At 61.9% G+C, this 25,454-nt stretch carries 21 protein-coding genes and 1 riboswitch; of the genes, 14 read left to right on the forward strand and 7 right to left on the reverse strand.

Annotated features, from left to right (window positions below; all coding sequences use genetic code 11):
• Nucleotides 1-80: 80 nt before the first annotated feature.
• Complete coding sequence (locus BLR69_RS24150) at nucleotides 81-1,520, reverse strand: TolC family outer membrane protein (protein WP_071497183.1); 1,440 nt, start codon at nucleotides 1,518-1,520, stop codon at nucleotides 81-83.
• Nucleotides 1,521-1,716: 196 nt separating this feature from the next.
• Nucleotides 1,717-1,822, forward strand: a riboswitch (TPP riboswitch).
• Between the two features lie 149 nt (nucleotides 1,823-1,971).
• Between BLR69_RS24150 and thiC the strand changes: the two genes are divergently transcribed.
• Both thiC and cytX read left to right on the forward strand, forming a co-directional pair.
• Complete coding sequence (gene thiC, locus BLR69_RS24155; protein ID WP_071497184.1) at nucleotides 1,972-3,861, forward strand: phosphomethylpyrimidine synthase ThiC; 1,890 nt, start codon at nucleotides 1,972-1,974, stop codon at nucleotides 3,859-3,861.
• A 134-nt stretch (nucleotides 3,862-3,995) separates the two neighbouring features.
• Nucleotides 3,996-5,288, forward strand: a complete 1,293-nt coding sequence (cytX, locus tag BLR69_RS24160; RefSeq protein WP_071497185.1) for a putative hydroxymethylpyrimidine transporter CytX — start codon at nucleotides 3,996-3,998, stop codon at nucleotides 5,286-5,288.
• Here the strand turns inward: cytX and BLR69_RS24165 are convergent.
• Nucleotides 5,254-5,991 (reverse strand): RsiV family protein, encoded by a 738-nt coding sequence (locus BLR69_RS24165; protein WP_071497186.1) that lies wholly within the window; start codon nucleotides 5,989-5,991, stop codon nucleotides 5,254-5,256. The genes cytX and BLR69_RS24165 overlap by 35 nt on opposite strands.
• Nucleotides 5,992-6,184: 193 nt before the next feature.
• Between BLR69_RS24165 and BLR69_RS24170 the strand changes: the two genes are divergently transcribed.
• The 8 genes from BLR69_RS24170 (at nucleotide 6,185) to BLR69_RS24205 (ending at nucleotide 15,120) form a co-directional block, all read left to right on the forward strand.
• Nucleotides 6,185-6,802, forward strand: coding sequence for an NUDIX domain-containing protein (locus BLR69_RS24170; RefSeq protein WP_071497187.1), 618 nt, complete (start codon nucleotides 6,185-6,187; stop codon nucleotides 6,800-6,802).
• A complete protein-coding gene (locus BLR69_RS24175) occupies nucleotides 6,793-7,242 on the forward strand; it encodes a DUF1249 domain-containing protein (RefSeq protein ID WP_012721893.1) in 450 nt (149 codons plus the stop codon). The genes BLR69_RS24170 and BLR69_RS24175 overlap by 10 nt, the downstream gene beginning before the upstream one ends.
• Before the next feature lie 97 nt (nucleotides 7,243-7,339).
• Nucleotides 7,340-8,155 (forward strand): 3',5'-cyclic-AMP phosphodiesterase, encoded by an 816-nt coding sequence (gene cpdA, locus BLR69_RS24180; RefSeq protein WP_071497188.1) that lies wholly within the window; start codon nucleotides 7,340-7,342, stop codon nucleotides 8,153-8,155.
• A gap of 184 nt (nucleotides 8,156-8,339) precedes the next feature.
• Entirely contained in the window at nucleotides 8,340-8,948 is a 609-nt protein-coding gene (locus BLR69_RS24185) for a YqiA/YcfP family alpha/beta fold hydrolase (RefSeq protein WP_071497189.1), read from the forward strand.
• A gap of 44 nt (nucleotides 8,949-8,992) precedes the next feature.
• Nucleotides 8,993-10,900, forward strand: coding sequence for a DNA topoisomerase IV subunit B (gene parE, locus BLR69_RS24190; protein ID WP_071497190.1), 1,908 nt, complete (start codon nucleotides 8,993-8,995; stop codon nucleotides 10,898-10,900).
• Nucleotides 10,900-11,895 (forward strand): esterase-like activity of phytase family protein, encoded by a 996-nt coding sequence (locus BLR69_RS24195; RefSeq protein ID WP_071497191.1) that lies wholly within the window; start codon nucleotides 10,900-10,902, stop codon nucleotides 11,893-11,895. The genes parE and BLR69_RS24195 overlap by 1 nt, the downstream gene beginning before the upstream one ends.
• Nucleotides 11,896-11,968: 73 nt before the next feature.
• Complete coding sequence (parC, locus tag BLR69_RS24200; RefSeq protein ID WP_058423478.1) at nucleotides 11,969-14,233, forward strand: DNA topoisomerase IV subunit A; 2,265 nt, start codon at nucleotides 11,969-11,971, stop codon at nucleotides 14,231-14,233.
• Between the two features lie 176 nt (nucleotides 14,234-14,409).
• Nucleotides 14,410-15,120: a PqiC family protein gene (locus tag BLR69_RS24205; RefSeq protein WP_071497192.1), complete on the forward strand. Its 711-nt coding sequence runs from the start codon at nucleotides 14,410-14,412 to the stop codon at nucleotides 15,118-15,120.
• Between the two features lie 178 nt (nucleotides 15,121-15,298).
• Here the strand turns inward: BLR69_RS24205 and BLR69_RS24210 are convergent, their stop codons facing one another.
• On the reverse strand, nucleotides 15,299-16,789 hold the full coding sequence (locus BLR69_RS24210; protein ID WP_071497193.1) for an AhpA/YtjB family protein: 1,491 nt from the start codon (nucleotides 16,787-16,789) through the stop codon (nucleotides 15,299-15,301).
• Nucleotides 16,790-16,922: 133 nt separating this feature from the next.
• Between BLR69_RS24210 and serB the strand changes: the two genes are divergently transcribed.
• Nucleotides 16,923-18,137 carry a phosphoserine phosphatase SerB gene (serB, locus tag BLR69_RS24215; protein ID WP_027604912.1) on the forward strand — a complete coding sequence of 405 codons (1,215 nt, stop codon included), beginning with the start codon at nucleotides 16,923-16,925 and terminating at the stop codon, nucleotides 18,135-18,137.
• Between the two features lie 133 nt (nucleotides 18,138-18,270).
• Here the strand turns inward: serB and asd are convergent, their stop codons facing one another.
• The 3 genes from asd to BLR69_RS24230 are packed head-to-tail and all read right to left on the reverse strand — an operon-like array spanning nucleotide 18,271 to nucleotide 21,555.
• Entirely contained in the window at nucleotides 18,271-19,131 is an 861-nt protein-coding gene (asd, locus tag BLR69_RS24220) for an archaetidylserine decarboxylase (RefSeq protein ID WP_071497194.1), read from the reverse strand.
• Nucleotides 19,132-19,146: 15 nt separating this feature from the next.
• Nucleotides 19,147-19,962 carry a rhodanese-like domain-containing protein gene (locus BLR69_RS24225; RefSeq protein WP_071497195.1) on the reverse strand — a complete coding sequence of 272 codons (816 nt, stop codon included), beginning with the start codon at nucleotides 19,960-19,962 and terminating at the stop codon, nucleotides 19,147-19,149.
• A gap of 57 nt (nucleotides 19,963-20,019) precedes the next feature.
• On the reverse strand, nucleotides 20,020-21,555 hold the full coding sequence (locus tag BLR69_RS24230) for an HDOD domain-containing protein (protein ID WP_071497196.1): 1,536 nt from the start codon (nucleotides 21,553-21,555) through the stop codon (nucleotides 20,020-20,022).
• 166 nt (nucleotides 21,556-21,721) lie between these two features.
• Between BLR69_RS24230 and motA the strand changes: the two genes are divergently transcribed.
• Nucleotides 21,722-22,573 (forward strand): flagellar motor stator protein MotA, encoded by an 852-nt coding sequence (gene motA, locus BLR69_RS24235; RefSeq protein WP_058423471.1) that lies wholly within the window; start codon nucleotides 21,722-21,724, stop codon nucleotides 22,571-22,573.
• A 3-nt stretch (nucleotides 22,574-22,576) separates the two neighbouring features.
• A complete protein-coding gene (gene motB, locus BLR69_RS24240; RefSeq protein WP_071497197.1) occupies nucleotides 22,577-23,596 on the forward strand; it encodes a flagellar motor protein MotB in 1,020 nt (339 codons plus the stop codon).
• 167 nt (nucleotides 23,597-23,763) lie between these two features.
• Here the strand turns inward: motB and rsgA are convergent, their stop codons facing one another.
• A complete protein-coding gene (gene rsgA, locus BLR69_RS24245) occupies nucleotides 23,764-24,795 on the reverse strand; it encodes a small ribosomal subunit biogenesis GTPase RsgA (protein WP_071497198.1) in 1,032 nt (343 codons plus the stop codon).
• A gap of 108 nt (nucleotides 24,796-24,903) precedes the next feature.
• Between rsgA and orn the strand changes: the two genes are divergently transcribed.
• The gene (gene orn, locus BLR69_RS24250; protein ID WP_071497199.1) at nucleotides 24,904-25,446 is read left to right on the forward strand and encodes an oligoribonuclease; all 543 of its coding nucleotides are present in this window, start codon (nucleotides 24,904-24,906) and stop codon (nucleotides 25,444-25,446) included.
• Nucleotides 25,447-25,454 lie beyond the last annotated feature (8 nt).

The raw sequence follows: 25,454 nt of genomic DNA on the forward strand, positions 1-25,454 counted from the left end.
GGCGGTAGATCAGTCACCTATACGGTGCCTGACACTCTGCTATCGGGGGCAAGCCCCTCCCACATTGGTTTGCGGTGGATTCAGTTGGCGGGGCGGGCCTTGAGTTGTTCGGCTGCAGCCTTGGCCAGGTCCGGCGGCAGGAAGTCGCGGTCCGGGTTGTAGTCAGCCTTGAGGTAGCGCGCCAGGTCTTGCAGATCGCCTGGGTTCAAGGTGCCCGCCGCCTGCTTCAAGCGCAGGTTGTCGAGGATGTAGTCGTAGCGGCTGTTGTTGTAGTTGCGCACCGACGCATAGAGCTGGCGCTGGGAGTCGAGCACGTCGACGATATTGCGCGTCCCCACCTGATAGCCGATTTCCGTGGCTTCCACCGCGCTCTGGTTGGAAATGATCGACTGGCGGCGCGCTTGCACCTGCTCCACATCGGTGTTCACCGCGCGGTGCAGGTTGCGGGTGTTTTCCACTACCTGGCGGCGCAGGCCTTCGCGCTGCTGCTCGGTCTGGCCCAGGCGCGAGTAGGACTCACGCACCTGCGAGCTGGTCAGCCCACCGCTGTAGATCGGGATGCTCAGGCGCAGGCCGATGGTGCGCTGTTCCACATCGCCCCGGTACGGGGTGCCGAAGGCATTCGGGTTGCTGAAACCGAGGGCGTCGTTGTCGCCTTTTTCATATTGCGCTACGGCGTCCAGGGTCGGTGCGTGGCCGGCTTTGCGTTGCTTGAGGGTTTCTTCGGCGGCCGTGACCGCATAGTTGCTGGCCAGCAGGTTCAGGTTCTGGCGGCCGGCGGTTTCGACCCAGGCCTTGGCGTCGTTCGGCAGCGGCGGCAACACCGGCAGCGTGTGGACGATGCCCTGGATCGAGTTGTACTGGCGGTTGGTCAGGGTGATCAGCGCTTCAAACGCGTCTTCGACCTGGCGTTGGGCCAGGATGCGGTTGGCGCGGGCGGTGTCGTAGCTGGCCTGGGATTGCAGCACGTCGGTCTTGTCCGACAGGCCCACGTCAAAGCGCTCGTTGGACTGGTCCAGCTGGCGTTTGAACGCATTTTCTTCGGCCTTGGTCGAGGCGAGGTTGTCCTGGGCGCGCAGCACGGCGAAATAGTTTTCGGCGCTTTGCAGGATCAGGTTCTGTTCGGTCGCCGACAGTTGCAACGCCGCCTGCTCATTGGTGGCCTCGGCGGCTTGCAGCTGGAACCAGCGGTCGGCACGGAACAGCGGCTGGCTAAGGGTGGCGCGCCAGGAGTGCGCATCGCGGTTGGCGGTGGCGGCCGGGGTGTCGATCTGGGTGCGTACGTTGTTGATATCGGCACCGCCGGTCAGGTTCGGCAGCAGGCCGGCGCGGGCCTGGGGCACCACTTCCTTTTGCGCGCCGTACTGGGCACGGGCGGCGGCCAGGTCGGCGTTGTTGTCCACCGCTTCCTGGTAGACGCTGACCAAGTCAGTTTTGGCGGACAAGGGCGCTTCAGCTGCCCAGACCATTCCGTTGGTCGCACAAGACACGGCAAGAGCCAGTGAAAGTTTGCGCAGCATGAGGCGATCCCTAGTTTGAATATTACGGTGATAATTTATCGCCCAAGGCTAAGGCCGGCCATTCCTGGCGTCAAGCATTGTGGCGGCAACCGAGTGTAGTGGTGCTGACTCGGCGCAACAATCCCGCAATCACGCCATTCATCCCGCTGAATGCACCGCCATTGGCAATTTGCCCACGGCATGGTCTAGACTGGCCGCGTTCTTGTCGGGGTGCCTTGTTGGAAGGCTGAGATCGGTAAATACCGGATCCCGTTGAACCTGATCAGGTTAGCGCCTGCGTAGGGAACAAGATTTCTCGTCACCCGGCGAGTCCTCTTGTGCTTCGTCCGGGATGTTGTTCGACAATCGAACAGCCCTCGTGCGCCAAGCACAGCACTGGTTCCAGTGCGTCCGTCCGTCACAGGTTCGCTCCGACAAAAATCCACCGCCTGGATAAGTTGGAGAGCCCGTGATGACTACAACATTAAAAAACACCGTGCATTTGAGTGAATCGGCCAAGGTCGACTCCGGCTCCGTGCAGCCGTTTACCCGCTCGCAGAAGATCTACGTGGAAGGCACCCGCCCGGACATTCGTGTACCGATGCGACAAATCAGCCTGGACGTCACCCCCACCGATTTCGGCGGTGAGATCAACGCGCCGGTCACCGTGTATGACACCTCCGGCCCCTACACCGACCCCAACGTGATCATCGACGTGCGCAAAGGCCTGGGCGATGTGCGCTCGCCGTGGATCGAAGTGCGTGGCGACACCGAGCGGCTGCCGGGCCTCAGCTCGCACTTCGGCCAACAGCGCCTCAGTGATGCCGAGCTGACCGCGTTGCGCTTCGCCCACGTGAAGAACCCGCGTCGTGCCAAGGCCGGCGCCAACGTCACCCAGATGCACTACGCGCGCAAAGGCATCATCACCGCCGAGATGGAATACGTCGCCATCCGCGAGAACATGAAGCTCGAAGAAGCCCGCGCCAGTGGCCTGCTCGACCAGCAGCACGCCGGGCACAGCTTTGGCGCCAGCGTGCCGAAGATCATCACCCCCGAATTCGTGCGCGAAGAAATCGCCCGCGGCCGCGCCATCATCCCGGCCAACATCAACCACACCGAACTGGAACCGATGATCATCGGCCGTAACTTCCTGGTGAAGATCAACGGCAACATCGGCAACAGCGCCCTGGGTTCGTCCATCGAAGAAGAAGTGGCCAAACTGACCTGGGGCATTCGCTGGGGTTCGGACACGGTGATGGACCTGTCCACCGGCAAGCACATTCATGAAACCCGTGAGTGGATCATCCGCAACTCGCCGGTGCCGATTGGCACCGTGCCGATCTACCAGGCCCTGGAAAAAGTCGGCGGCGCCGCCGAAGACCTGACCTGGGAGCTGTTCCGCGACACCCTGATCGAACAGGCCGAGCAGGGCGTCGACTACTTCACCATCCACGCCGGTGTATTGCTGCGCTATGTGCCGCTGACCGCCAAGCGCGTTACCGGCATCGTGTCCCGTGGCGGCTCGATCATGGCCAAGTGGTGCCTGGCGCACCACAAAGAGAACTTCACCTACACGCATTTCGACGAAATCTGCGAAATCATGAAGGCCTACGACGTCAGTTTCTCCCTTGGCGATGGCCTGCGCCCGGGTTCGATTGCCGACGCCAACGACGCCGCGCAATTCGGCGAGCTGGAAACCCTCGGCGAACTGACCAAGACCGCCTGGAAGCACGACGTGCAAACCATGATCGAAGGCCCTGGCCACGTGCCGATGCAGTTGATCAAGGAGAACATGGACAAGCAGCTCGAGTGCTGCGACGAGGCGCCGTTCTACACACTCGGCCCGCTGACCACCGACATCGCGCCAGGTTACGACCACATCACCTCCGGCATCGGCGCGGCGATGATCGGCTGGTTCGGTTGCGCCATGCTCTGCTACGTCACGCCCAAGGAGCACCTGGGCCTGCCGAACAAGGATGACGTGAAGACCGGGATCATCACCTACAAGATCGCCGCCCACGCGGCGGACCTCGCCAAAGGCCATCCGGGCGCGCAGATCCGCGATAACGCCTTGAGCAAGGCGCGTTTCGAATTCCGCTGGGAAGACCAGTTCAACCTCGGCCTGGACCCTGACACCGCGCGTTCCTATCACGACGAAACCCTGCCGAAGGATTCGGCCAAGGTCGCGCACTTCTGCTCGATGTGCGGGCCGAAGTTCTGTTCGATGAAGATCACCCAGGAAGTGCGTGAGTACGCGGCCAACCAGCGCATTGAAGCGGTGGATGTGGACGTGGCCAAGGGCCTGGCGGAGCAGGCGGAGCGGTTCAAGCAGGAAGGCAGCCAGCTCTACAAGAAGGTCTAGTACCGATGATCGTTCCCACGCTCCGCGTGGGAATGCATCCGTGACGCTGTGCGTCACAACGGCGGACGCAGAGCGTCCAAAGCGGCATTCCCACGCAGAGCGTGGGAACGATCAGTTCCTCAGAGATAACACCCTTGAGCATTCAACCGAGTACTTACTCCCCCGATATCGCAGTGCCGAGCGACAAAAGAGTCTTCGGCGCCCGCGACCTGTTCTCCCTGTGGTTCTCCCTCGGCATCGGCCTGATGGTCCTGCAGACCGGCGCGTTGCTGGCGCCGGGCCTGGGCTTGTCCGGCTCCTTGCTGGCGATTTTCCTCGGCACCCTGGTCGGCGTCCTGCTGCTGGCCGCTGTCGGCGTGATCGGCAGCGACACCGGCCTGTCCGCCATGGCCGCGCTCAAGCTGAGCCTTGGCGCCAAGGGCGCCAGCCTGCCGGCGCTGCTCAACCTGCTGCAATTGATCGGTTGGGGCTCGTTTGAAATCATCGTGATGCGCGACGCCGCCAGCCTGTTGGGCACGCGGGCGTTCAGCGGCGGTAGCCTGTTGGCCAGTCCATTATTGTGGACGCTGTTCTTCGGTGGCCTGGCGACCTTGCTGGCGGTCAGTGGTCCGCTGACGTTTGTGCGCCAGATCCTGCGCAAATGGGGCATCTGGCTGCTGCTCGCCGCCTGCCTGTGGCTGACCTGGAACCTGTTCGCCAAAGCCGACCTCGCCGCACTCTGGGCCAAGGCCGGTGACGGCTCGATGCCGTTCGCGGTGGGCTTTGATATCGCGATTGCCATGCCGCTGTCATGGCTGCCGCTGATCGCCGATTACTCGCGCTTCGGTAAACGCGCCCAAGGCGTGTTCGGCGGCACGGCGCTGGGGTTCTTTATCGGTAATTTCTGGCTGATGAGCCTGGGCGTGGCCTACACCCTGGCGTTTGCGCCGAGCGGCGAGGTGAATGCGCTGTTGCTGGCGTTGGCCGGGGCTTGCCTGGGGATTCCGCTGCTGCTGATCCTGCTGGATGAGTCGGAAAACGCCTTCGCCGATATTCACTCGGCGGCGGTTTCCAGCGGCCTGCTGTTGCGCTTGAAGGTCGAGCACCTGGCGCTGGCCATCGGTGTGATCTGCACACTCATCGCCTGCTTTGCGCCATTGGCCCAATACCAGAACTTCCTGTTGCTGATCGGCTCGGTATTCGCGCCGCTGTTCGGCGTGGTACTGGTGGATCACTTTGTCCTGCGGCGCCGTGGTCAGGGGGCTGTCGCCAACCTGCGTTGGCCGGCGCTGCTGGCGTGGTTGGGTGGCGTCGTGACTTATCACCTGTTGGCCAACCTGTATCCGGATATCGGCGCGACCCTGCCGGCGCTGGTGCTGGCAGGGCTGTTGCAGTTGATCCTGAGGCGGGTTTTCAGCGGCGTGCAGGCACCAGCTCAGGCTGGATGATGCCGTCCAGGCGTGAGTAGGGAATCTGCAATTCGACGTGGCCCAGGGCGTACGGCGCGATGGTGTTGGTCGGGTACTTGAGGATCACGCCACCATAGGTCAGCGCCACGTTCGGGGTTTTCTGGAAGGGGTAGGTCTTCACATACTCCGGCTCCAGGCTCAGGCGGGTGCTGATCAACCAGCTGTTGTGAGCCACCTGGGCGGCTTTCCAGAACGCATCTTCCTTGCCGGGCAGCAGCATGTCGGTCAGGGTCAGGGCCTTTTGCCGCTGGCGCGAATAGTTGATGAACGCGCGGCCGGGCTCGCCGTGGGTGGCGCCCTGGTCCAGGTAGCTGGACAATTCGATGATCACCAAGCCGTCATGCTGTTCACGTACCTTGGCCTGCAAGTACATGCTGTTGCGGGGGGCGGCGGTTTTCAGGAATTGCTCGCGATAGGTCTCCAGGCTGGTCGGCAGGGGATCGCTTTGGGTCATTTCCAGCAGGCGCTGTTCAATCAATGCGTCCAGCTTGGGTTCCTTGGCAAAGTGCACGGTGTCGATATTCACCAGCGGACAGTCGGCGCTGGCGCAGCCCGGCTTGCTCTGCTCGGTGGCGTCGCGGGTGGCTTCCACCGGGGCTTTGTAACTCGGCTGGAACAGGCTCTGGCATGCGCCGAGGGTCAATGCGATACAGGCCACGGAGGCGATTTTTAAAAGCGACATGGATGTCCTTCGTCTAGCGATAAGAGCGAAATTTGTGCAGCTTCGACTGCCAGCAAGGCCGTCAGTTCGCCACTAAGCTGATTAGAGTGTGTTTGACGCCCGCCGTCTATCCCGGCAACTGGAAAGGGGCTGCATCCAGAGGCATGAGCGCGTTAGGATGGCGCCAATTGCGCAGGCTCAACGAGGAAGGGACATGACGGATTCAGCAAAATCGACGCCGAGCACAATCGAGATTGTTCAGCGCGACAATGCCTACCAGGGCTTCTACAAGCTTGATCGCGTACAACTGCGCCATGAGAAGTTCGATGGCGGCATGAGCCGGGTGATCAACCGCGAAGTCTTTGTTCGTCATGATGCCGTGTGCGTGCTGCCCTACGACCCGCAGCGCGATGAAGTGGTGCTGATCGAGCAGTTCCGCGTCGGCGCCATGGGCCGTACCGACAACCCGTGGCTGGTGGAGATGGTCGCCGGCCTGATCGACAAGGATGAAGAGCCGGAGGAGGTTGCACACCGCGAAGCCGAGGAGGAAGCTGGGCTGACATTCTCCGCGCTGTGGCCGATCACCAAGTATTTCCCGTCGCCCGGCGGCAGTACCGAATTTGTCCACTTGTACCTGGGCCGTTGCGACAGCTCGGGCGCGGGCGGCGTCCATGGATTGGAAGAAGAAGCTGAAGATATCCGCGTCACCGTGTGGGCCTTCGAAGATGGCCTGCAAGCGGTACGCGACGGCAAAATTTCCAACGCAGCCAGCATTATCGCCCTGCAATGGCTTGCGCTTAATCGCGCAGAAGTGAGGGGGTTATGGCAGTAAAGGCACGGGAACGTTATCGAGTCGACCTGATCGGGCTGCAAGCCGCCTGCGAGGCCAACTATGCGCGGCTGATGCGCCTGCTCCCCGACATGCGCCATGCCCCCGAGGCACGGCGCATTGGCGTGACCCACGGCGACCAGATGCTCGGCGTGCTGGCCCTGGAAGTGATCGTCAACTGCCCCTACACCACCACCCTGCGCGTGCGCCAGGAACACAGCCTGCCTTGGCTGCCGGTGCCGCAGTTGGAAGTGCAGGTGTACCACGACGCGCGCATGGCCGAAGTGATCAGCGCCGAACATGCGCGGCGCTTTCGCAGCATCTATCCTTACCCCAACGTGTTCATGCACCAGCCCGATGAGAAGGCACAGCTCAATGTGTTCCTCGGTGAATGGTTGAGCCACTGCCTGGCCCTGGGCCATGAGTTCGAAGCCGTGCGGTAGATGTGAACTGCGTCCGCTTCCTGGGTTTCCTCTTTGTGTCCTGCCCCAGCATAATCACGCCAAACGTCCATTCCTGTGATTGCCTTGGGAGAGCGCCTTGCCGAGCGTATCCACCGTGAGCCCCGATGCACCGGCCTTGCTGGTGCAACTGTCCGACAGCCACCTGTTTGCCGACGCTGACGGCATGCTGTTGGGCATGAACACCCGTGACAGCCTGCAAAGGGTGATCGAGTTGGTGCGTGCGCAGCAGCCACGCATTGATCTGGTGTTGGCCACTGGGGATCTTTCCCAGGACGGCACATTGGAGTCGTATCAGCAGTTTCGCGATATGACGGCGCCCATCGGCGCCCCGACGCGCTGGATTCCCGGCAATCACGACGAGCCGCAGATCATGGCCCACGCCGCGGTGCACAGCGATTTGCTGGAGTCGGTGGTCGATACCGGCCAATGGCGCATCACCCTGCTGGACTCCGCCGTACCCGGTTCGGTGCCCGGTTACTTGCAGGACAGCCAATTGCAACTGCTCGCCCAGGCCCTGAGCGAGGCGCCAAACCGTCACCATCTGGTGTGCTTCCACCATCATCCGGTGCCCATCGGTTGCGCCTGGATGGAACCCATTGGCTTGCGCAACCCGGAGGCCCTGTTTGCGGTGCTCGACCGTTTCCCGCAGGTGAGGGCGGTACTGTGGGGGCATGTGCACCAGGAGATCGACCGCGAGCGCAACGGCGTGCGCCTGTTGGCGTCGCCGTCCACCTGTATCCAGTTCGCACCGGGCAGCGAGGATTTCAAGGTCAGTGAGCAAGCGCCGGGCTACCGCTGGCTGCGCCTGCATGCTGACGGACGGTTGGAGACCGGGGTGGAGCGGGTCCAGGGCTTCGAATTTACCGTGGACTACGGCAGCAACGGCTATTAACTGTGGGAGGGGGCTTGCCCCCGATGGCGGTGGATCAGTCAGATCTAACAGTGCCTGACACTCCGCTATCGGGGGCAAGCCCCCTCCCACATTGGATCTTCGGTGTATTGAGGGCTGAGGTCATCACACACGGCCCCGATCCCTGTAAACTGCGGCTCTTTGGCTGAGTCATGGAGAGCCCGGCATGTCCGCTTCGATCCTGTATATCCACGGTTTCAACAGCGCGCCTGCGTCCAACAAGGCCAGTCAGTTGATCACTGTGATGGGCGCTATCGGCCTGGCTGACCAACTGCGTGTACCGGCCCTGCATCACCATCCCCGTCAGGCGATTCCTCAACTGGAAGCCGCGATTGCCGAACTGGGTCGGCCACTGCTGGTCGGCAGCTCACTCGGCGGCTACTATGCAACCCATCTTGCCGAACGCCATGGCCTCAAGGCATTGCTGGTAAACCCGGCGGTCAGCCCGCATCGGATGTTCGACGGTTACCTGGGCACCCAGAAGAACCTCTACACCGATGAAACCTGGGAACTGACCCACGACCACGTCACGGCCCTGGCCGAGCTGGAAGTACCGGCGCCCCAGGACGCCGCGCGGTATCAGGTGTGGTTGCAGACCGGGGATGAAACCCTGGATTATCGCCTCGCCCAGCAGTATTACCGAGCCTGTGCCTTGCGCATCCAGGCCGGCGGCGACCATGGTTACCAGGGGTTCGCCCAGCAATTGCCGGCAATGTTGAGCTTTGCCGGCATTGGCGCAGATCAGTATCAATCCTTCGACTTTGCTGCACTGTAAAGTCGCAGGTCATTTTTTAATCGAACGACTCACGACGAGACCCCATGGCCACTCCCAGCGCTAGCTCTTATAACGCCGACGCCATCGAAGTCCTCTCGGGCCTCGACCCGGTGCGCAAACGCCCCGGCATGTACACCGACACCAGTCGGCCGAACCACCTTGCCCAGGAAGTCATCGACAACAGCGTCGACGAAGCCTTGGCCGGGCACGCCAAGTCGGTGCATGTCATTCTTCACGCTGACCACTCCCTGGAAGTGTCCGACGATGGTCGCGGCATGCCGGTGGATATCCACCCGGAAGAGGGCGTGTCGGGCGTCGAGCTGATCCTCACCAAGCTCCATGCGGGTGGCAAGTTCTCGAACAAGAACTACCAGTTCTCCGGTGGCCTGCACGGTGTGGGTATTTCCGTGGTCAACGCCCTGTCCACGCTGGTGCGGGTCAAGGTCAAGCGCGACGGCAACGAGTACCAGATGACTTTCGCCGATGGCTACAAGGCCACCGACCTGGAAGTGATTGGCACCGTTGGCAAGCGCAACACCGGCACCAGCGTGTACTTCGCCCCGGACCCGAAATACTTCGATTCGCCGAAATTCTCCATCAGCCGCCTCAAGCATGTGCTCAAGGCCAAGGCCGTGCTGTGCCCGGGCCTGCTGGTGACCTTTGAAGACAAAGGCACTGGCGAGAAGGTCGAGTGGCATTACGAAGACGGCCTGCGTTCGTACCTGGAAGACTCCGTCAGCGACTTCGAACGCCTGCCCAACGAGCCGTTCTGCGGCAGCCTGGCCGGTAATAAAGAAGCCGTGGACTGGGCGCTGCTGTGGTTGCCGGAAGGCGGCGACAGCGTGCAGGAAAGCTACGTCAACCTGATCCCCACGGCCCAGGGCGGCACCCACGTGAACGGTTTGCGTCAGGGCCTGCTGGATGCCATGCGCGAATTCTGCGAATACCGCAGCCTGCTGCCACGCGGCGTGAAGCTGGCGCCGGAAGATGTGTGGGAGCGCATTGCGTTCGTGCTGTCCATGAAGATGCAGGAGCCGCAATTCTCCGGCCAGACCAAAGAGCGCCTGTCGTCGCGCGAAGCGGCGGCGTTTGTCTCCGGTGTGGTCAAGGATGCATTCAGCCTGTGGCTCAACGAACACCCTGAACTGGGCCTGGCCCTGGCCGAACTGGCGATCAACAACGCCGGCCGTCGCTTGAAGGCCAGCAAGAAGGTCGAGCGCAAGCGCATCACCCAGGGCCCGGCACTTCCAGGCAAGCTGGCCGATTGCGCCGGGCAGGACCCGATGCGCTCCGAGCTGTTCCTGGTGGAGGGTGACTCCGCCGGCGGTTCCGCCAAGCAAGCGCGGGACAAGGAGTTCCAGGCGATCCTGCCGTTGCGCGGCAAGATCCTCAACACCTGGGAAGTCGATGGCAGCGAAGTCCTGGCCAGCCAGGAAGTGCACAACATCGCCGTGGCCATTGGTGTAGACCCGGGCGCGGCGGACATGAGCCAGTTGCGCTACGGCAAGATCTGCATCCTCGCCGACGCCGACTCCGATGGTTTGCACATTGCCACGCTGCTCTGCGCGTTGTTCGTGCAGCACTTCCGCCCGCTGGTGGATGCTGGCCACGTCTACGTCGCCATGCCACCGTTGTACCGGATCGACCTGGGCAAGGAGATTTTCTACGCCCTCGACGAAGCCGAGCGCGATGGCATTCTCGACCGCCTGGTGGCCGAGAAGAAGCGCGGCAAGCCGCAGGTCACGCGATTCAAGGGCCTGGGTGAAATGAACCCGCCGCAACTGCGCGAAACCACCATGGACCCGAACACTCGGCGCCTGGTGCAGCTGACGCTGGGCGACGACTTCGCCGCGACCTCGGAAATGATGGACATGCTGCTGGCGAAGAAACGCGCGCCGGATCGCAAGTCCTGGCTGGAATCCAAAGGCAACCTGGCCGAGGTTCTGGGCTGATGCGCACAGGTTTCGCCCTGGCGATCCTGATGTTGAGCGGTTTGGCGGCCACCCAGGTGGCTGCCGCGCCTGCGGCCGAGCTCAAGCTGGTGTCCGAACACCCGGTGGACGGCATGCGCGGCGGCAACCTGTCGGGGCTGGCGTTGTGCGGTAGCGAGTTGTGGACGGTTTCCGATCGCGATGACGACCAGATCTACCGCCTGGACATCACCGCACCGACCTGGAAGGCTGAAACGGTAAAGATCGACGTGCCACCGGTGCCCGAGTCCGGCTTGCCGTGGGGGTTGCGTTCACGTACCAAGGCCGCGTCGTTCATTCGCGGTGGCGACCTGGATTTTGAAGGGATCACCTGCGATGCCGCCGGTAACCGCTACATTGTCAGCGAAGCCCATGCGGCGGTGCTGCAAGTGCCGGTGACGGGCGCGCCTGAGTGGTTGAAGATCGCACCCGGCATGGTGCGTGAAGCGCGGGCCAGCGGTATGTTGCTGCACTTCAATGCATTGTTTGAAGGCCTGGCGATCAACCCTGAGGGCAATCAGATCTGGCTGGCGGCTGAGCGTGAACGGCGTGGCCTGATTTCCATCAAGCGTCCGCAAAGCCTGTGGGATTGCGACGGCCCGTGCGTGTTGTTGAGTGAGGCGGGCACCGAGATGCAGCCTGCCCAGGTGCCCAAGGCCAAGGCGGTCGCCAGGAATTTTTCGGATGTGGCGCTGTTTCAGGGCAAGTTGTTCACCCTCGAAAGCAGCCAATACCAGCTGTGCCGCCGCGATGCCGTTACGGCAGCGGTCGAACAGTGCTGGTCATTTGCTTCCGAAATGCTCACGCCGCAACGCCGATACGATCAGCCTTACGGCCTGGCCGAAGCGCTGGTGGTGGATGCCGATGGCGCCTGGATCGGTCTGGACAACAACTTCGGCCCCCGCGCCGATGGTGAAAAACGCCCCATGGTCTATCGTTTTGCCGCCCCTGTCGGTGGCTGGAGAGCCCGGCCATGAACCCCTGCTTTTTTGAATTGACCCGGTGCAGCGGCAGTTCCGTTGCGCCTTACACGACAATGATGAGGCCCGCATGAGTGACATCCTCGCAGACAGCTTAGACGGCGTAGAGCGCCGGTCGCTGGCTGACTTCACCGAAAATGCCTACCTCAACTACTCCATGTACGTGATCATGGACCGTGCCTTGCCGCATATCGGCGACGGCCTTAAGCCCGTACAACGGCGCATTATCTACGCCATGAGTGAGTTGGGCCTGGATGCCGATTCCAAGCACAAGAAATCGGCGCGTACCGTCGGTGACGTGCTCGGTAAGTTCCACCCTCACGGCGATTCTGCCTGCTACGAAGCCATGGTGCTGATGGCGCAACCGTTCAGCTATCGCTACACGCTGGTGGACGGCCAGGGTAACTGGGGGGCGCCGGATGATCCCAAGTCCTTCGCAGCCATGCGATACACCGAAGCGCGCCTGTCGCGTTACTCGGAAGTCCTGTTGAGCGAACTGGGGCAGGGCACCGCCGATTGGGGGCCTAACTTCGACGGTACTCTCGACGAGCCGCTGGTGTTGCCGGCACGTTTGCCGAATATCCTGCTCAATGGCACCACCGGTATTGCGGTGGGCATGGCCACTGACGTACCGCCGCACAACCTGCGTGAGGTCGCCACGGCCTGCGTACGTTTGCTGGATGAGCCCAAAGCCACGGTGGAGCAGCTCTGCGAGCATATCCAGGGGCCGGACTATCCGACCGAAGCGGAAATCATCACACCGCGCGCCGACCTGCTGAAAATGTACGAAACCGGTAAGGGCTCGGTACGCATGCGCGCCGTGTACCACATCGAGGATGGCGACATTATCGTCACTGCGCTGCCGCACCAGGTGTCCGGCGCCAAGGTGCTGGAGCAGATCGCCGCGCTGATGCAGGCCAAACCGTCGAAACTGCCGCAGGTGGCCGACCTGCGTGACGAATCCGACCACGAAAACCCCTGCCGGATCGTGATCATCCCGACCAACAGCCGGGTCGACCATGAAGTGCTGATGCAGCACCTGTTTGCCAGTACCGACCTTGAGTCCAGCTACCGGGTCAACGTCAACATCATCGGCCTGGACGGCAAGCCGCAGTTGAAGAACCTGCGCAACCTGCTGGTGGAGTGGCTGGAATTCCGCGTGCAGACCGTGCGTCGCCGCCTGCAATTCCGCCTCGATAAGGTCGAGCGCCGCCTGCACCTGTTGGACGGCTTGCTGATCGCCTACCTCAACCTGGATGAAGTGATCCACATCATCCGTACCGCCGAGCACCCGAAGGCCGAGCTGATCGCGCGTTTCGAGCTGAGCGAGATCCAGGCGGACTACATCCTCGACACCCGCTTGCGTCAATTGGCGCGACTGGAAGAAATGAAGCTGCGCGACGAACAGGACGCGCTGCTCAAGGAACAAGCCAAGCTGCAAGCCCTGCTGGGCAGCGAAGCCAAGCTGAAAAAGCTGGTGCGCAGCGAGCTGATCAAAGACGCCGAAACCTACGGCGACGACCGTCGTTCGCCGATTGTGCAGCGTGCTGAAGCGAAAGCCCTGACAGAAACCGAGCTGCTGCCGAACGAGAAAATAACCGTCGTTCTGTCGGAAAAGGGTTGGGTTCGTTCCGCCAAGGGGCATGATATTGACGCCACCGGTTTGTCGTACAAGGCCGGCGACGGGTTCAAGACTGCTGCTGCCGGGCGTTCCAACCAGTTTGCGGTGTTCATCGACTCCACCGGGCGCAGTTATTCGGTGCCGGCCCACACCTTGCCATCCGCACGGGGGCAGGGCGAGCCGTTGACCGGGCGCCTGACGCCGCCGCCAGGGGCGAATTTTGAATGTGTGCTGCTGCCGGACGATGATGCGCTGTACGTGATTGCGTCCGACGCGGGTTATGGGTTCGTGGTCAAGGGTGAAGACCTGCAGGCCAAGAACAAGGCGGGCAAGGCATTGCTGAGCTTGCCGAACAACGCCAAGGTGATTCTGCCGCGGCCAGTGGATGATCGTGAAAGCAACTGGCTGGCGTCGGTGACCACCGAAGGGCGCTTGCTGGTGTTCAAGATCAGCGACCTGCCGCAGCTGGGCAAAGGTAAAGGCAACAAGATCATCGGTATTCCCGGCGAGCGTGTGGCCAGTCGCGAAGAGTACGTGACCGATATCGCGGTGATCCCGGAAGGTGCAACCCTGGTGCTGCAGGCGGGCAAGCGCACGCTGTCTCTGCGCCCTGACGACCTTGAACATTACAAGGGCGAACGTGGTCGGCGTGGTAACAAACTGCCTCGAGGCTTCCAGCGAGTGGATGCCCTGCTGGTAGAAGCGCCGGTTTAACGCGTTTTAGAGCTCTCGATCTACGATTTAAAGCGTAGATCGACGCTTTGGCGCTGGAGTCATGGCGCATATTCACGGATGATATGGCCTTTCCAGCGCCGGCGTGGCCGAGCGTGTTTAGGTTATTTTTAGTATTACATTGTGGTTTGCCTTGTGGCAGCCACCTGGATGGGATGATGACTGCTCCACGCCTTCCTTTTATTTTCATGCTCGCTGGCCTTTTGGGGTTGGCGGGTTGCAGCACCCATCAACCGGTGTCGCTGTACCAGCTGGACAGCGGAAGTCCGGCTCAACCTGCACAGACCGCCGGCATGGCCGTCTTGCTCGGCCCGGTGGTCGTAGCTGATTACCTGCAACGCGAAACCCTCCTGCAACGTCAGAACGATGGCAGCCTGCAAGGTTCCACCGATGGCCGTTGGGCTGGCAGTTTGTCCTCCGACATCAACCAGTTGATGTTGCGCCAGGTGGCGGGCCAGTTGGACAGCCAGCGTGTGGTCCTCGCGCCTGCGCCCACCGGTTTTACCCCGGATGTGCAGGTGTTGCTGACCATTACCCGGCTTGACTCCGGTAAGTCGCAACCGGCAATTCTCGATGCGCAATGGCGCTTGATCGACCGTCGTGGGCAGGTGCGTGATAACCGCATCGTGCACTTGCAGGAGGAACACACCGGCTCCACAGCGTCCCAGGTCCAGGCCCAGGGCGTGCTGTTGCAGCATCTGGCGCAGCAGTTGTCGGTGGCGCTCAAGCCATTGGCCAACCAACCGCCGATTGCCGAGGCCCCACGCAAGCAGAGCGCCCCGGTCCAGGCCAAGCCGGCAGAGCCGCAGAAGCCGAAGATGCCGATGGCGACGCCGATCCGTACGGATATGGAAGTGTTCAGATTCTGACCTGAATCGCAGAGAAACTGTAGGAGCGAGCTTGCTCGCGAAAAACGCAAGAACAACGCGTTTTATCAGTAGTACCCTGTGATCGTTGACGGTTTTCGCGAGCAAGCTCGCTCCTACAGGGAGCGTAAAAAAGCCCGCCCATGAGTGATCATGGGCGGGCTTTTTATTGGACGAGGATTCAGCCTTTGGCGCGGGTCTCGTGCATCCGCGCCAACTGCCGCTCCAGCATCGACGGATACGGCTCCATCAACCGCTCTACACAACTGGCACCCTCAGGGCTGGCAATCGGGCGGATACGTGCGCGTTGGCGGATCAGCGTGTCTTCACTGATCTTGCGCTCCACCAGCAGCAGGTTGCGGCTATGTTGGGACAAGGCCAGGGCATCCTGGGCGATCTCGGTGAGCAACAGGTCGATCTGGCTTATGCCGAACAGATCGTCGCCCACTGTCAGGCCAAGCTGCAGTTGCAGGGTAATGCCGCTGTCTGCCACTTCGATCTGCAGTTCATGACCCAGGGCGCGCAGCAGTTCGCCGCAGCAAATGGCGTTGGTCAGGTAGTCTTCACCACTGTCTTCACTGTGGAACAGCATCAGCGTGCTGCCATCGTTCAGGGTGTGCAGTTCGCTCTGGTACAACGAGGCGGCCTGGTCGAGGCAGTCACGGTAGCGTTCCAGCAATTCGGTCAGGCGTGCGCGTGGCAGGCGACGCAGTTGATCCTGTGCACCCAGTTGCACCGCCAGAACGGCGCTGTACTGCGGTTCTGCACTCTTCACCGGAGCCGGTTTGGCGGCGACGGCCGGCGCGCTGGCCGAGGTGTCGCGCAGGTCGGCGAACGGGTCTTCGTCGTCCAGCTCGTCTTCTTCAGCTTTGAACGCCTGACGGGTGGCAGGTTTGAGGCCCGCCACCGGCGCGTCTTCCACTTCAAACTCAGGCTCATCGTCGAACTCAGGTTCTGGCTCAATCTCGCGCACCACCGGTTCCGGGGCGAAGCTGGCGTGCAGCTGGCGAGCGAGGTCGCCTATTTCGTCCTGGCGATCAGTGGCCGGGGTATGTTCGTCGATGTCCCGCAGCCAGATGCGCAGTTGCATCAAGGGCGTAGAGATGTGCCGTCCCAGGCGCAGGCTCAGGGCCAGGGCCAATGCCAGCAGGATCGCGCTGAGAATGCCCATGCTTTGCAGGCTGATGGTCATCGGCTGCTGGAATTGCTGCATGTCGAGGCTGATGCGCAGTTGGCCGGCCTTCACATCCTGAAAGGTAATATTGCTCGAATACAGGCCTTCGGCCTCACCCAGCAGGCCGTTTTTCGGGCGTTGCCCGGCTTCGGCCATGATCCGGTTGTCCACGCTGTAGATGGCGGCGTGGGCCACCAGCGGGTTCTTGGTCAGGTTGTTGAGCAGCACGTTGAGGCTGAGGATGTCGTTGGACACCAGCAACTCAGTCGCCGAGGTGGCGGTCTGGGTGGTCAGGCTCTCGCCCAGGGCGTCGGCTTGTTCGTGCATGGCCTGTTTGAACTGCAATCCCATCACGCAGGCGTAGATCACCAGGGCCAAGGCGACCAGGATCACGTTATGGCTGGCGATGCGTAATGCGATCGGTACACGGCGGTGGCGCAGTGCCCGGAAGATCAGCAGGAAGAAGTTATCGGTTTTTACTGGCGTGGGCCGGTTCACTTGCGCTCGGCTCTTGGTCCGTGAAGTTGACGCGCAGTATAGCGACAGCCCTAGGACCGGCAAAGCGCTGGCTGTGCCCGATGGTCACTGAAAGTGGGTAGAATGCGGTTTTTTTCCAGCCTGGGGGTGCGCCTTGCGCGAAATTGTCCTGATTAACATCACTGGGGAAGACCGCCCGGGTCTGACCGCAGCCATTACCGGTGTTCTGGCCCAGGGTGGTGTGAACATTCTCGACATCGGCCAGGCGGTGATCCACGACACCTTGTCGTTCGGCATCCTGGTCGAGATCCCGAGCACCGAGCAGGCGTCTTCGGTGCTCAAGGACATCCTGTTTACGGCGTACAAGCTGGACCAACAGGTGCGTTTCACCCCGGTGTCCGAAGCCGATTACCAGCAATGGGTTGCCGGCCAGGGCAAAAAACGCCATATCGTGACGCTGCTGACCCGCAAGGTCACCGCCGAGCAACTGCAGCGTGTCAGCTCCATTACCGCGCAATATGGCCTGAATATCGACCATATCGACCGTTTGTCGGGTCGTATGCCATTGGACACGCCGGCCGACAAGGGCAAGGGCTGCATCGAGTTCTCCGTGCGCGGTGAACCGGCCGACCCGCAAGCCCTGCGTGCCGAGTTCCTCAGCGTGGCCCAGGAGCTGAACGTCGATATCGCCTTCCAGGAAGACTCGCTGTTTCGCCGCAACCGCCGCCTGGCAGTGTTCGACATGGACTCCACCCTGATCGAAGCCGAAGTGATCGACGAACTGGCCAAGGCTGCGGGTGTTGGCGAGCAGGTCTCGGAAATTACCGAGCGTGCCATGGCTGGTGAGCTCGACTTCCGCGCCAGCTTCAAGGAGCGCCTGGCGCTGCTCAAAGGCCTGGACGTGAGCGTGCTGGACTCCATCGGCGCCTCCCTGCGCCTAACCGAGGGCGCTGAAACCCTGTTCGCCGAGCTCAAGCGCTTGGGCTACAAGACCGCCATCCTGTCGGGCGGCTTCACCTATTTCGCCAAGCAATTGCAGGCCAAATTGGGCATCGACTATGTGTTCGCCAATGAGCTGGAAGTGGTGGATGGCAAGGTAACCGGCGTGGCGGTGGAGCCGATTGTCGACGCCCAGCGCAAAGCCGATCTGCTGAAGGAACTGGCCCACAAGGAAGGGTTGCGTCTGGAGCAGACCATTGCGGTCGGCGACGGTGCGAATGACTTGCCGATGTTGGCAATCGCTGGGTTGGGCGTGGCGTTCCGGGCCAAGCCGTTGGTGAAGCAGTCGGCCAAGCAGGCGATTTCGACATTGGGGCTGGACGGGGTGTTGTATCTGCTGGGCTTTCGCGACCGCGACGGTCAGCTGTAACTGAATAAACGCAGTTCAAAAATGTGGGAGGGGGCTTGCCCCCGATTGCGGTGGATCAGTCAACAAATCTCTGACTGGACTGCCGCTATCGGGGGCAAGCCCCCTCCCACATTTGATCTCGGTTGCCTTCACATCAGGCTTTCGGCAGGGCGATGCCTTGGCCCATCTGTACCGGAGTACCAGCGGCCAGTTCTTCGGCCCACTTCACCTGATCCGGCCCGAACAGCACAATCGCTGTCGAACCCAGCTTGAAGCGACCCAACTCTGCACCTTTTTCCAGGTGGATCGGCGCCCGAGCTGCCTCGTCGTAGCGGAAGGTTTTCAGCTCACGCTTCGGCGGTGTCACCAGCCCGGCCCATACGGTTTCAATCGACGCCACAATCATCGCACCCACCAATACCACGGCCATCGGGCCGCGTTCGGTGTCGAAGATGCAGGCAACGCGCTCGTTACGTGCAAACAACTCGGGTACGTTTTCAGCGGTGGTCTGGTTGACCGAAAAGATGCGTCCAGGAATGTAGACCATCTCGCGCAGCGTGCCGGCCAACGGCATGTGCACGCGGTGGTAGTCCTTCGGCGAGAGGTAGATGGTGGCGAAATCACCGCCCATGAACGGCGCCGCTACGGCCGCATCGCCACCCAGCAGTTCCAGCACGCTGAAGCTGTGGCCTTTGGCCTGGAACACGCGGCCATGTTCGATCGGGCCCAGTTGGCTGACCGCACCATCGGCTGGGCTCAGCACCGCGCCAGGGGTTTGATCCAGCGGGCGGGCGCCGTCTTTCAGGGCGCGGGTGAAGAAGGCGTTGAAGTGCTCGTAAGCGGTGACGTCTTCTACCAGGGCCTGGGACATGTCCACTTGATAGCGTTTGGCAAACCAGCTGGTGAAGGCGTTCTTGAACCAACGCACGCGGCACTCGGCAATGCAGCCGGCCAGGCGCGACAGCAAGTGGTGCGGCAGCAAATACTGGCTGAGGATAAACAACTGCTTTTTCATAACTGTCCTTAAACCTTAAATCTCGACGGGGGTGTCGGGGTGGTTGCCCCATTCGCCCCAGGAACCGGCATAACCTTTGACTCGCGGATAACCGAGCGCCTTGGCCACCAGGTAGGTGAAGCCAGAGCGGTGGTGAGTCTGGCAGTGGGTGATGATTTCTTTGTCGCGGGTCAGCCCGAGGTCTTCGAGGATCTGTGGCATGTCACGGCGGATGCGCAGGTTGCGCGCCTTGTCCATGCCGGCCGTCCATTCGAAGTTCACCGCGCCGGGAATGTGTCCGCCTTTGGCGGCGAGGACCTTCTCGCCGGAGTACTCCAGCGGGCCACGTGCATCCCAGATGCCCAGGTCGGCAGCACCCAGGCGGCTTTGCAGGTATTCACGGGTAGCGGTGGGGCCATCATGCAGCGTGAGACTGACCGGGCCACCGACAGGTGCGGGCACGTCGGTGGAGACCGGGCGTTGTTCTTCCAGCCAGGCCAGCAGGCCGCCATCCAGGTAGTGGTATTTCTGGTGGCCGATCACGTCGAGCATCCAGATAAAGCGCCCGGCCCAGCCGCCGCCTTCGTCGTCGTAGACCACGTAGGTCGCATCCGGGGTATGGCCCAGTTCGCCGAACAGTTTTTCCAGGTCGGCCTTGGTGGGCAGCAGGCCGGGTGCCGGCGGCTGGCCCAGTTGGGTGCGTTTGGGGTCAACGAAATGCGCGCCGGGGATATGCCCTTCGGCGTAGCGGGCGGCGTTGGTGAGGTCCACCAGAATCAGGTGCTCGACACCGAGGCGGCCTTGCAGGTCGCTGGACTCGATCACCAGCGGCAAGCCAGAGAAGTCAGGCATGTGAGGTCTCCTGGGCACAAATGTCGGCGATAAAAGACGGCGATTGTAGCGCAAGCGTCAGGCGCTGCGGTTGGTAAAGCTGTGCAGGGCTTTCTCGATGCATTGGGCGGTTTTACCGAAGGCTTGCACGGTGGTTTCCGAGAACGGCCCGCCACCCTGGTCGGCCACCATCAGCATCACCACCTTGCCATTGCAACTCAGGGAGCGCAGCAGCAGATGTTCGCCGGTGAACAGGCGGCGCAGGATCGGCGGCAGCAAGGCTGAGAACTGGGCATGGTTTTCGGGGTTGAGACGCACCTGGGCGGACTTTTCCAGCAGACGTTGCAGCAGGGTGCTGTTGACCACGTCCAGGCTCAGGTTGGCGGCGTCCTTGGGCAGGCCATCGACCTGGTGCACGCGCAAGGTACTCAAGGCGCGATCGGCCATCAGCAGCATGACCCGCTGCATGCCACTGGCGACCAAGGCCTCCTTGGCGCACGTGGTCAGGTGCATCGCGTTGGCAAAGCGGCTCGGTTCCACCAGCAGTTCTGTGCAGCGCTTGCGCCACACGGCCAGGGCCTCGGCGGTGGGCGGTGGCGCCGGCAGCAGGCCGCGATGAATCTTCGCCACATGCCACGGCCAGATCAGCGACAGCGCCGGGTGCCAGAGGTCGGGCATCAGGGTGGTACGGGCACTGGTGACGGCTTGCTGGTGGACCAGTTGCTGCACCTCGCCCAACGGTTGTTGCAGGTACAGCGCGGTGAGCAACTGCCAGCGTTCGGTGTGCGGGCAGGTCCAGGATTCCTGGGCCGACATCGCCAGGCCGTTGGCCAGCAACACGGTATTGGCTGGTTGGTTCAGCCAGCGCCGCAGATTGGGTTCGGCGTCGAGCAATTGCTGATGGCGCAGTGGGTCGTCCTCACGGGCGATATGCAGGGCCTTGACCAGCAGGCGCTGCTCGCTCATCAGCAACTTATAGCCCTGGGACACCCAGATCGGCAGGTGCCAGGCTTCGGTCAGGCCGACGCACAGGTCGAGCAGGCGTATGCCGAACAATTCCTGCTCGACCGCGCGGGCGGACTGGCCCTTGTGGATAACCCGCAGCTCCCACTCCTCCAGAAGCTTGGGGTAGGCCACCGCCATCGGCCACAGTGGCGACAGGAACAACAGGCTGCCCCAGTGGATGTCCTGCCACAGCCGCGCCAGGCGACTGCCGAACAGACCGTTGGCCTGCTGCGACGCGTGCTGGCTGACCAGCAACAGTTGGCGCAATGCCACGGGGATCTCGTGTGCGGGCACCGAGGGCAGGCGCGCCAGCAATTCTTCGGCGCGCTTGAGACCCAGGCGATTGAGCGCCACCTCGAGGTTTTCCGCCGGTTCCGCCAGGCTGCCATGGGTGTGGCTGTTGGCCTCGCGCATCACGCTGAGCACCAGGGCCGGGCTGTTTTGCATCAGCTCGGCAATATCCCGCAACGAACTGCGGTTATCACGGATGCCTTTGCACACGCGGTCGTGGCTGGCCTGGGGAACGGGCAGCAGCACATCGTCCAGGCGCTTGATCCAAGCGGCGAGAGAGTTGGGTTTTGCAGTTGGGACTGTCGTTTCATTAGCCATGATTGGGGCGCGATCATCACTTGCGGTCTACACGCCCGGAGCGGGCCGAACTGGCTTTTCGCCTTAACGGGCTATAGTCTGGCGCAGTTTTGCCGATAAGTAGAACAAGAGTTTTCTGCTACACCCAATATGTCCATGAACCCGACGGCGCAAGTACTCATCTCCTATGGCTAAAATTATCGGCATCATCGTCGTCTTCGCAAGCGTGCTCGGCGGGTACGTCCTGTCCCACGGTAAAATCGCTGCGCTGATCCAGCCTTTCGAGGTGATGATTATCGGCGGTGCGGCATTGGGTGCATTCCTGCAGGCGAACCCCGGCTACATGACCATGCACGTGATCAAGAAGTCGCTGGGCATGTTCGGTTCGCGCTTCACCCACACCTTCTACCTGGAGGTGTTGGGCCTGGTCTACGAGATCCTCAACAAGAGCCGCCGCGAAGGCATGATGGCCATCGAGGCCGACATCGAAGACGCCGCCGCCAGCCCGATTTTCGCCAAGTACCCGGCCGTGCTCAAAGATGAGCGCATGACCGCCTACATCTGTGACTACCTGCGCATCATGTCCTCCGGCAACATGGCCCCCCACGAGCTGGAAGGCCTGTTCGACATGGAGTTGTTCAGCCTCAAGGAAGAGCTGGAGCACCCCTCCCACGCGGTGACCGGCATCGCTGATGGTATGCCGGGTTTCGGTATCGTCGCGGCGGTACTCGGTATCGTGGTGACCATGGCATCCCTGGGTGAGGGCGACCAGGCCGCTATCGGCATGCACGTGGGTGCGGCGCTGGTCGGTACCTTCTTCGGTATTCTCGCGGCCTATGGCTTCTTCGGCCCGCTGGCGACTTCCCTGGCCCATGACGCCAAGGAAGAAGTGAACCTGTACGAATCGATCAAGGCCAGCCTGGTTGCTTCCGCTTCCGGCATGCCGCCGTCGCTGGCGGTGGAGTTCGGCCGCAAAGTGCTGTACCCCAAGCATCGCCCAAGCTTCGCCGAGCTGGAACAAGCGGTTCGCGGTCGCTAAGCCATGGAAAACAACCAGCCGATAATTATCAAGCGCGTCAAGCGCTTCGCTGCGGGGCACCATGGTGGCGCCTGGAAAATCGCCTTCGCCGACTTTGCGACGGCGATGATGGCGTTCTTCCTGGTGCTCTGGCTGATGTCCACCGCCACGCCGGAACAGAAGATCGCCATTGCCGGCTACTTCAAGGACCCGATTGGCTTTTCGGAAAGCGGCACGCCCTTTGTGATCGACCTGGGTGGCTCGCCGCAGTTGGCGCCTGAGCGCACCATCAACCCGGAGGTCAAGACCGAAGCGCCTCAGGAAAAAATCCCGATCGAGCGCGACACGGTCGAGTCGATGGCTGAACAGGTCGAGCAGGAGCGCCTTGAGCTGCTGCTGCAAGAGCTGCAAACCAAGGTCGAAGAAAACCCGCAACTGCTGAAATTCAAGGACCAGATCTCCTTCGAGATCACGCCGGAAGGCTTGCGCATCCAGATCACCGACGCGGCCAACCGGCCGATGTTCGACTCCGGCAGTGCGCGCTTGAAGCCGTACTTTGAAGACATCCTGCTGGCCATGGCCGACACCATCAAGGCGGTGCCGAACAAGATCAGCATCAGTGGCCACACCGACGCCAAGCCTTACGCAGGCCAGGGCGATTTCGGCAACTGGGAGCTTTCGGCCAACCGCGCCAACGCCGCTCGCCGCGCGCTGGTTGCAGGCAGTTATCCTGACCCGCAAGTGGCGCGTGTGGTGGGGTTTGCTTCGTCGCAACTGTTTGACCATCAAGACCCGTTCAACCCGGTCAACCGTCGGATCGATATCGTGGTGCTGACCAAAAAGGCCCAGCGTGCGATTGAAGGTGACCAGCCGCCAGCGCCGCAACCTACTCCGGGGGCCGGCGCGCCGGGTGAAGTACCGGCCGATCCGAACGCGATTCCGCCAGGGCAAGAGCCGTTGCCGGCGCATGAGCTGCGTCAGAAGCTGAACCTGTTTGATGACGGTGGGGTGAAGGATCCTACGGTGCCCAAGACGGGTTCTTAGGCAACTAAGGTCTTTTTGTGGTGAGCGGGCTTGTCCCGCGTTGGGCTGCGAAGCGGCCCTGATCCAAACGCCGCATTTCCTCCAGGTTAACCGCGTCATCAGGCTTCGGGGCTGCTGCGCAGCCCAACGCGGGACAAGCCCGCTCGCCACAATGTTGTCTGTACGGCTCAATAACTGCTTTCGGGCAAACTCGCAATAATCGACCGATAGCTGTTCATCCGCTGCTGCTGCACGCGTCCATCTTCCAGTGCCTTGAGCAACGCACAGCCCGGTTCGCGGTCGTGTTTGCAGTCGCGGAAGCGGCAGGTGCCGATCAGGTCGTTGAATTCGATAAAGCCCGCTTCGACATCGCTGCGACTGACGTGGCCGAGGCCGAATTCGCGGATGCCGGGGGAGTCGATCAGCTCACCGCCGCCGGGGAAGTGAAACAACCGTGCGGTGGTGGTGGTGTGGGTGCCCTGGCCGGACAGTTCCGACAGTGGGCCTACGCGGGTGTCGACTTCCGGCAGCAGGCTGTTGACCAGCGAAGATTTACCCACGCCGGACTGGCCCACGAACACGCTGATGCGCCCGTCCAGCTGCTGTTGCAGCTGTTCCATGCCATTACCGTGATGCGCCGAAACCTCCAGCACCGGGTAGCCGAGTGTGCGGTACACCGCCAGCAACGCGTTGAGCGCCGGGGCATTCAGCTCGTCGATCAGGTCGAATTTGTTCAGCAGCAACAGCGGGCGGATACCGGCATGCTCGGCCGCCACCAGGTAGCGGTCGATCAGGTTGGCATGGGGCTCGGGCAGTGGCGCAAACACGATCACGATCATGTCGACGTTGGCCGCTACCGGCTTGAGCTGGCCCCGGCTGTCCGGGCGGCGCAGTTCGGTGGTGCGCGGCAACTGGGCGACGATCACGCCGATGCCCTGGTTGCCGGCACGCCACACAACCTTGTCGCCTGTGACCAGCGCGGGCAGGTTGGCGCGCAAGTGGCAGCGGAACACCTGGCCTGCGAGTTCGCCTTCGAGCGCCTCGACTTCGACCTGCACGCCGAAGTGCGCGATCACCAGGCCTGTTTGTTCAGGGCCGAGGTCGCCGCCCTCGAGCGCTTCCACGGCGGAGGATTCACGTTTGGCGGCGCGCGCGGCGCGTTCACCCTGAATCTTTTCGATGCGCCAGTTTTGGCGACGATTGAGCTGGCGTTTGGCCATTGGTGTTCCGTGTCGATAATGCAAAGGTTGGGTAAAACGGTCGCGAGTCTAGCACGGCCCCGCCTGCTAAACTGCGCAGCTACGCCAAGGTGCCAAGAGAATCAAGCCATGCAAAACCCACAGAACCTGATTTGGATCGATCTGGAAATGACCGGTCTGAACCCCGACACCGACGTCATCATCGAGATGGCGACCATCGTCACCGACAGCAACCTCAACACCCTGGCCGAAGGTCCGGTGATCGCCATCCACCACAGCGACGCGGTGCTCGCCACCATGGACGAGTGGAACACCCGCACCCACGGCAACTCCGGCCTGACCCAGCGCGTGCGTGACAGCCGCGTCAGCATGGCGGAAGCCGAAGCCGAAACCATCGCCTTCCTGGAAAAATGGGTGCCCAGGGGCAAGTCGCCGATCTGCGGCAACAGCATCTGTCAGGATCGCCGCTTCCTCTATACGCATATGAAGGCGCTGGAAAGCTACTTCCATTACCGTAATCTCGACGTATCCACCTTGAAAGAACTGGCTGCACGCTGGGCGCCGGAAGTGAAGGACAGCTTCCATAAAGGCAGCACGCACCTGGCGCTGGATGATATCCGCGAGTCGATTGCCGAGCTGCAGCATTACCGCAAGCATTTCATCAAGGCTTGAATTTCCTC

The organism is Pseudomonas azotoformans (assembly GCF_900103345.1).
Lineage (GTDB): Bacteria > Pseudomonadota > Gammaproteobacteria > Pseudomonadales > Pseudomonadaceae > Aquipseudomonas > Aquipseudomonas azotoformans.

Excerpts from the sequence above, each read along its gene's own strand:
- BLR69_RS24165 (WP_071497186.1), bottom strand. The coding sequence starts at position 5,991 with ATGTCGCTTTTAAAAATCGCCTCCGTGGCCTGTATCGCATTGACCCTC.
- BLR69_RS24195 (WP_071497191.1), top strand. The coding sequence starts at position 10,900 with ATGCGCACAGGTTTCGCCCTGGCGATCCTGATGTTGAGCGGTTTGGCG.
- motB (WP_071497197.1), top strand. The coding sequence starts at position 22,577 with ATGGAAAACAACCAGCCGATAATTATCAAGCGCGTCAAGCGCTTCGCT.
- BLR69_RS24230 (WP_071497196.1), bottom strand. The coding sequence starts at position 21,555 with ATGGCTAATGAAACGACAGTCCCAACTGCAAAACCCAACTCTCTCGCC.
- BLR69_RS24205 (WP_071497192.1), top strand. The coding sequence starts at position 14,410 with ATGACTGCTCCACGCCTTCCTTTTATTTTCATGCTCGCTGGCCTTTTG.
- thiC (WP_071497184.1), top strand. The coding sequence starts at position 1,972 with ATGACTACAACATTAAAAAACACCGTGCATTTGAGTGAATCGGCCAAG.
- BLR69_RS24170 (WP_071497187.1), top strand. The coding sequence starts at position 6,185 with ATGACGGATTCAGCAAAATCGACGCCGAGCACAATCGAGATTGTTCAG.
- asd (WP_071497194.1), bottom strand. The coding sequence starts at position 19,131 with ATGAAAAAGCAGTTGTTTATCCTCAGCCAGTATTTGCTGCCGCACCAC.
- motA (WP_058423471.1), top strand. The coding sequence starts at position 21,722 with ATGGCTAAAATTATCGGCATCATCGTCGTCTTCGCAAGCGTGCTCGGC.
- BLR69_RS24175 (WP_012721893.1), top strand. The coding sequence starts at position 6,793 with ATGGCAGTAAAGGCACGGGAACGTTATCGAGTCGACCTGATCGGGCTG.
- parE (WP_071497190.1), top strand. The coding sequence starts at position 8,993 with ATGGCCACTCCCAGCGCTAGCTCTTATAACGCCGACGCCATCGAAGTC.
- parC (WP_058423478.1), top strand. The coding sequence starts at position 11,969 with ATGAGTGACATCCTCGCAGACAGCTTAGACGGCGTAGAGCGCCGGTCG.
- rsgA (WP_071497198.1), bottom strand. The coding sequence starts at position 24,795 with ATGGCCAAACGCCAGCTCAATCGTCGCCAAAACTGGCGCATCGAAAAG.
- BLR69_RS24150 (WP_071497183.1), bottom strand. The coding sequence starts at position 1,520 with ATGCTGCGCAAACTTTCACTGGCTCTTGCCGTGTCTTGTGCGACCAAC.
- orn (WP_071497199.1), top strand. The coding sequence starts at position 24,904 with ATGCAAAACCCACAGAACCTGATTTGGATCGATCTGGAAATGACCGGT.
- BLR69_RS24225 (WP_071497195.1), bottom strand. The coding sequence starts at position 19,962 with ATGCCTGACTTCTCTGGCTTGCCGCTGGTGATCGAGTCCAGCGACCTG.
- BLR69_RS24185 (WP_071497189.1), top strand. The coding sequence starts at position 8,340 with ATGTCCGCTTCGATCCTGTATATCCACGGTTTCAACAGCGCGCCTGCG.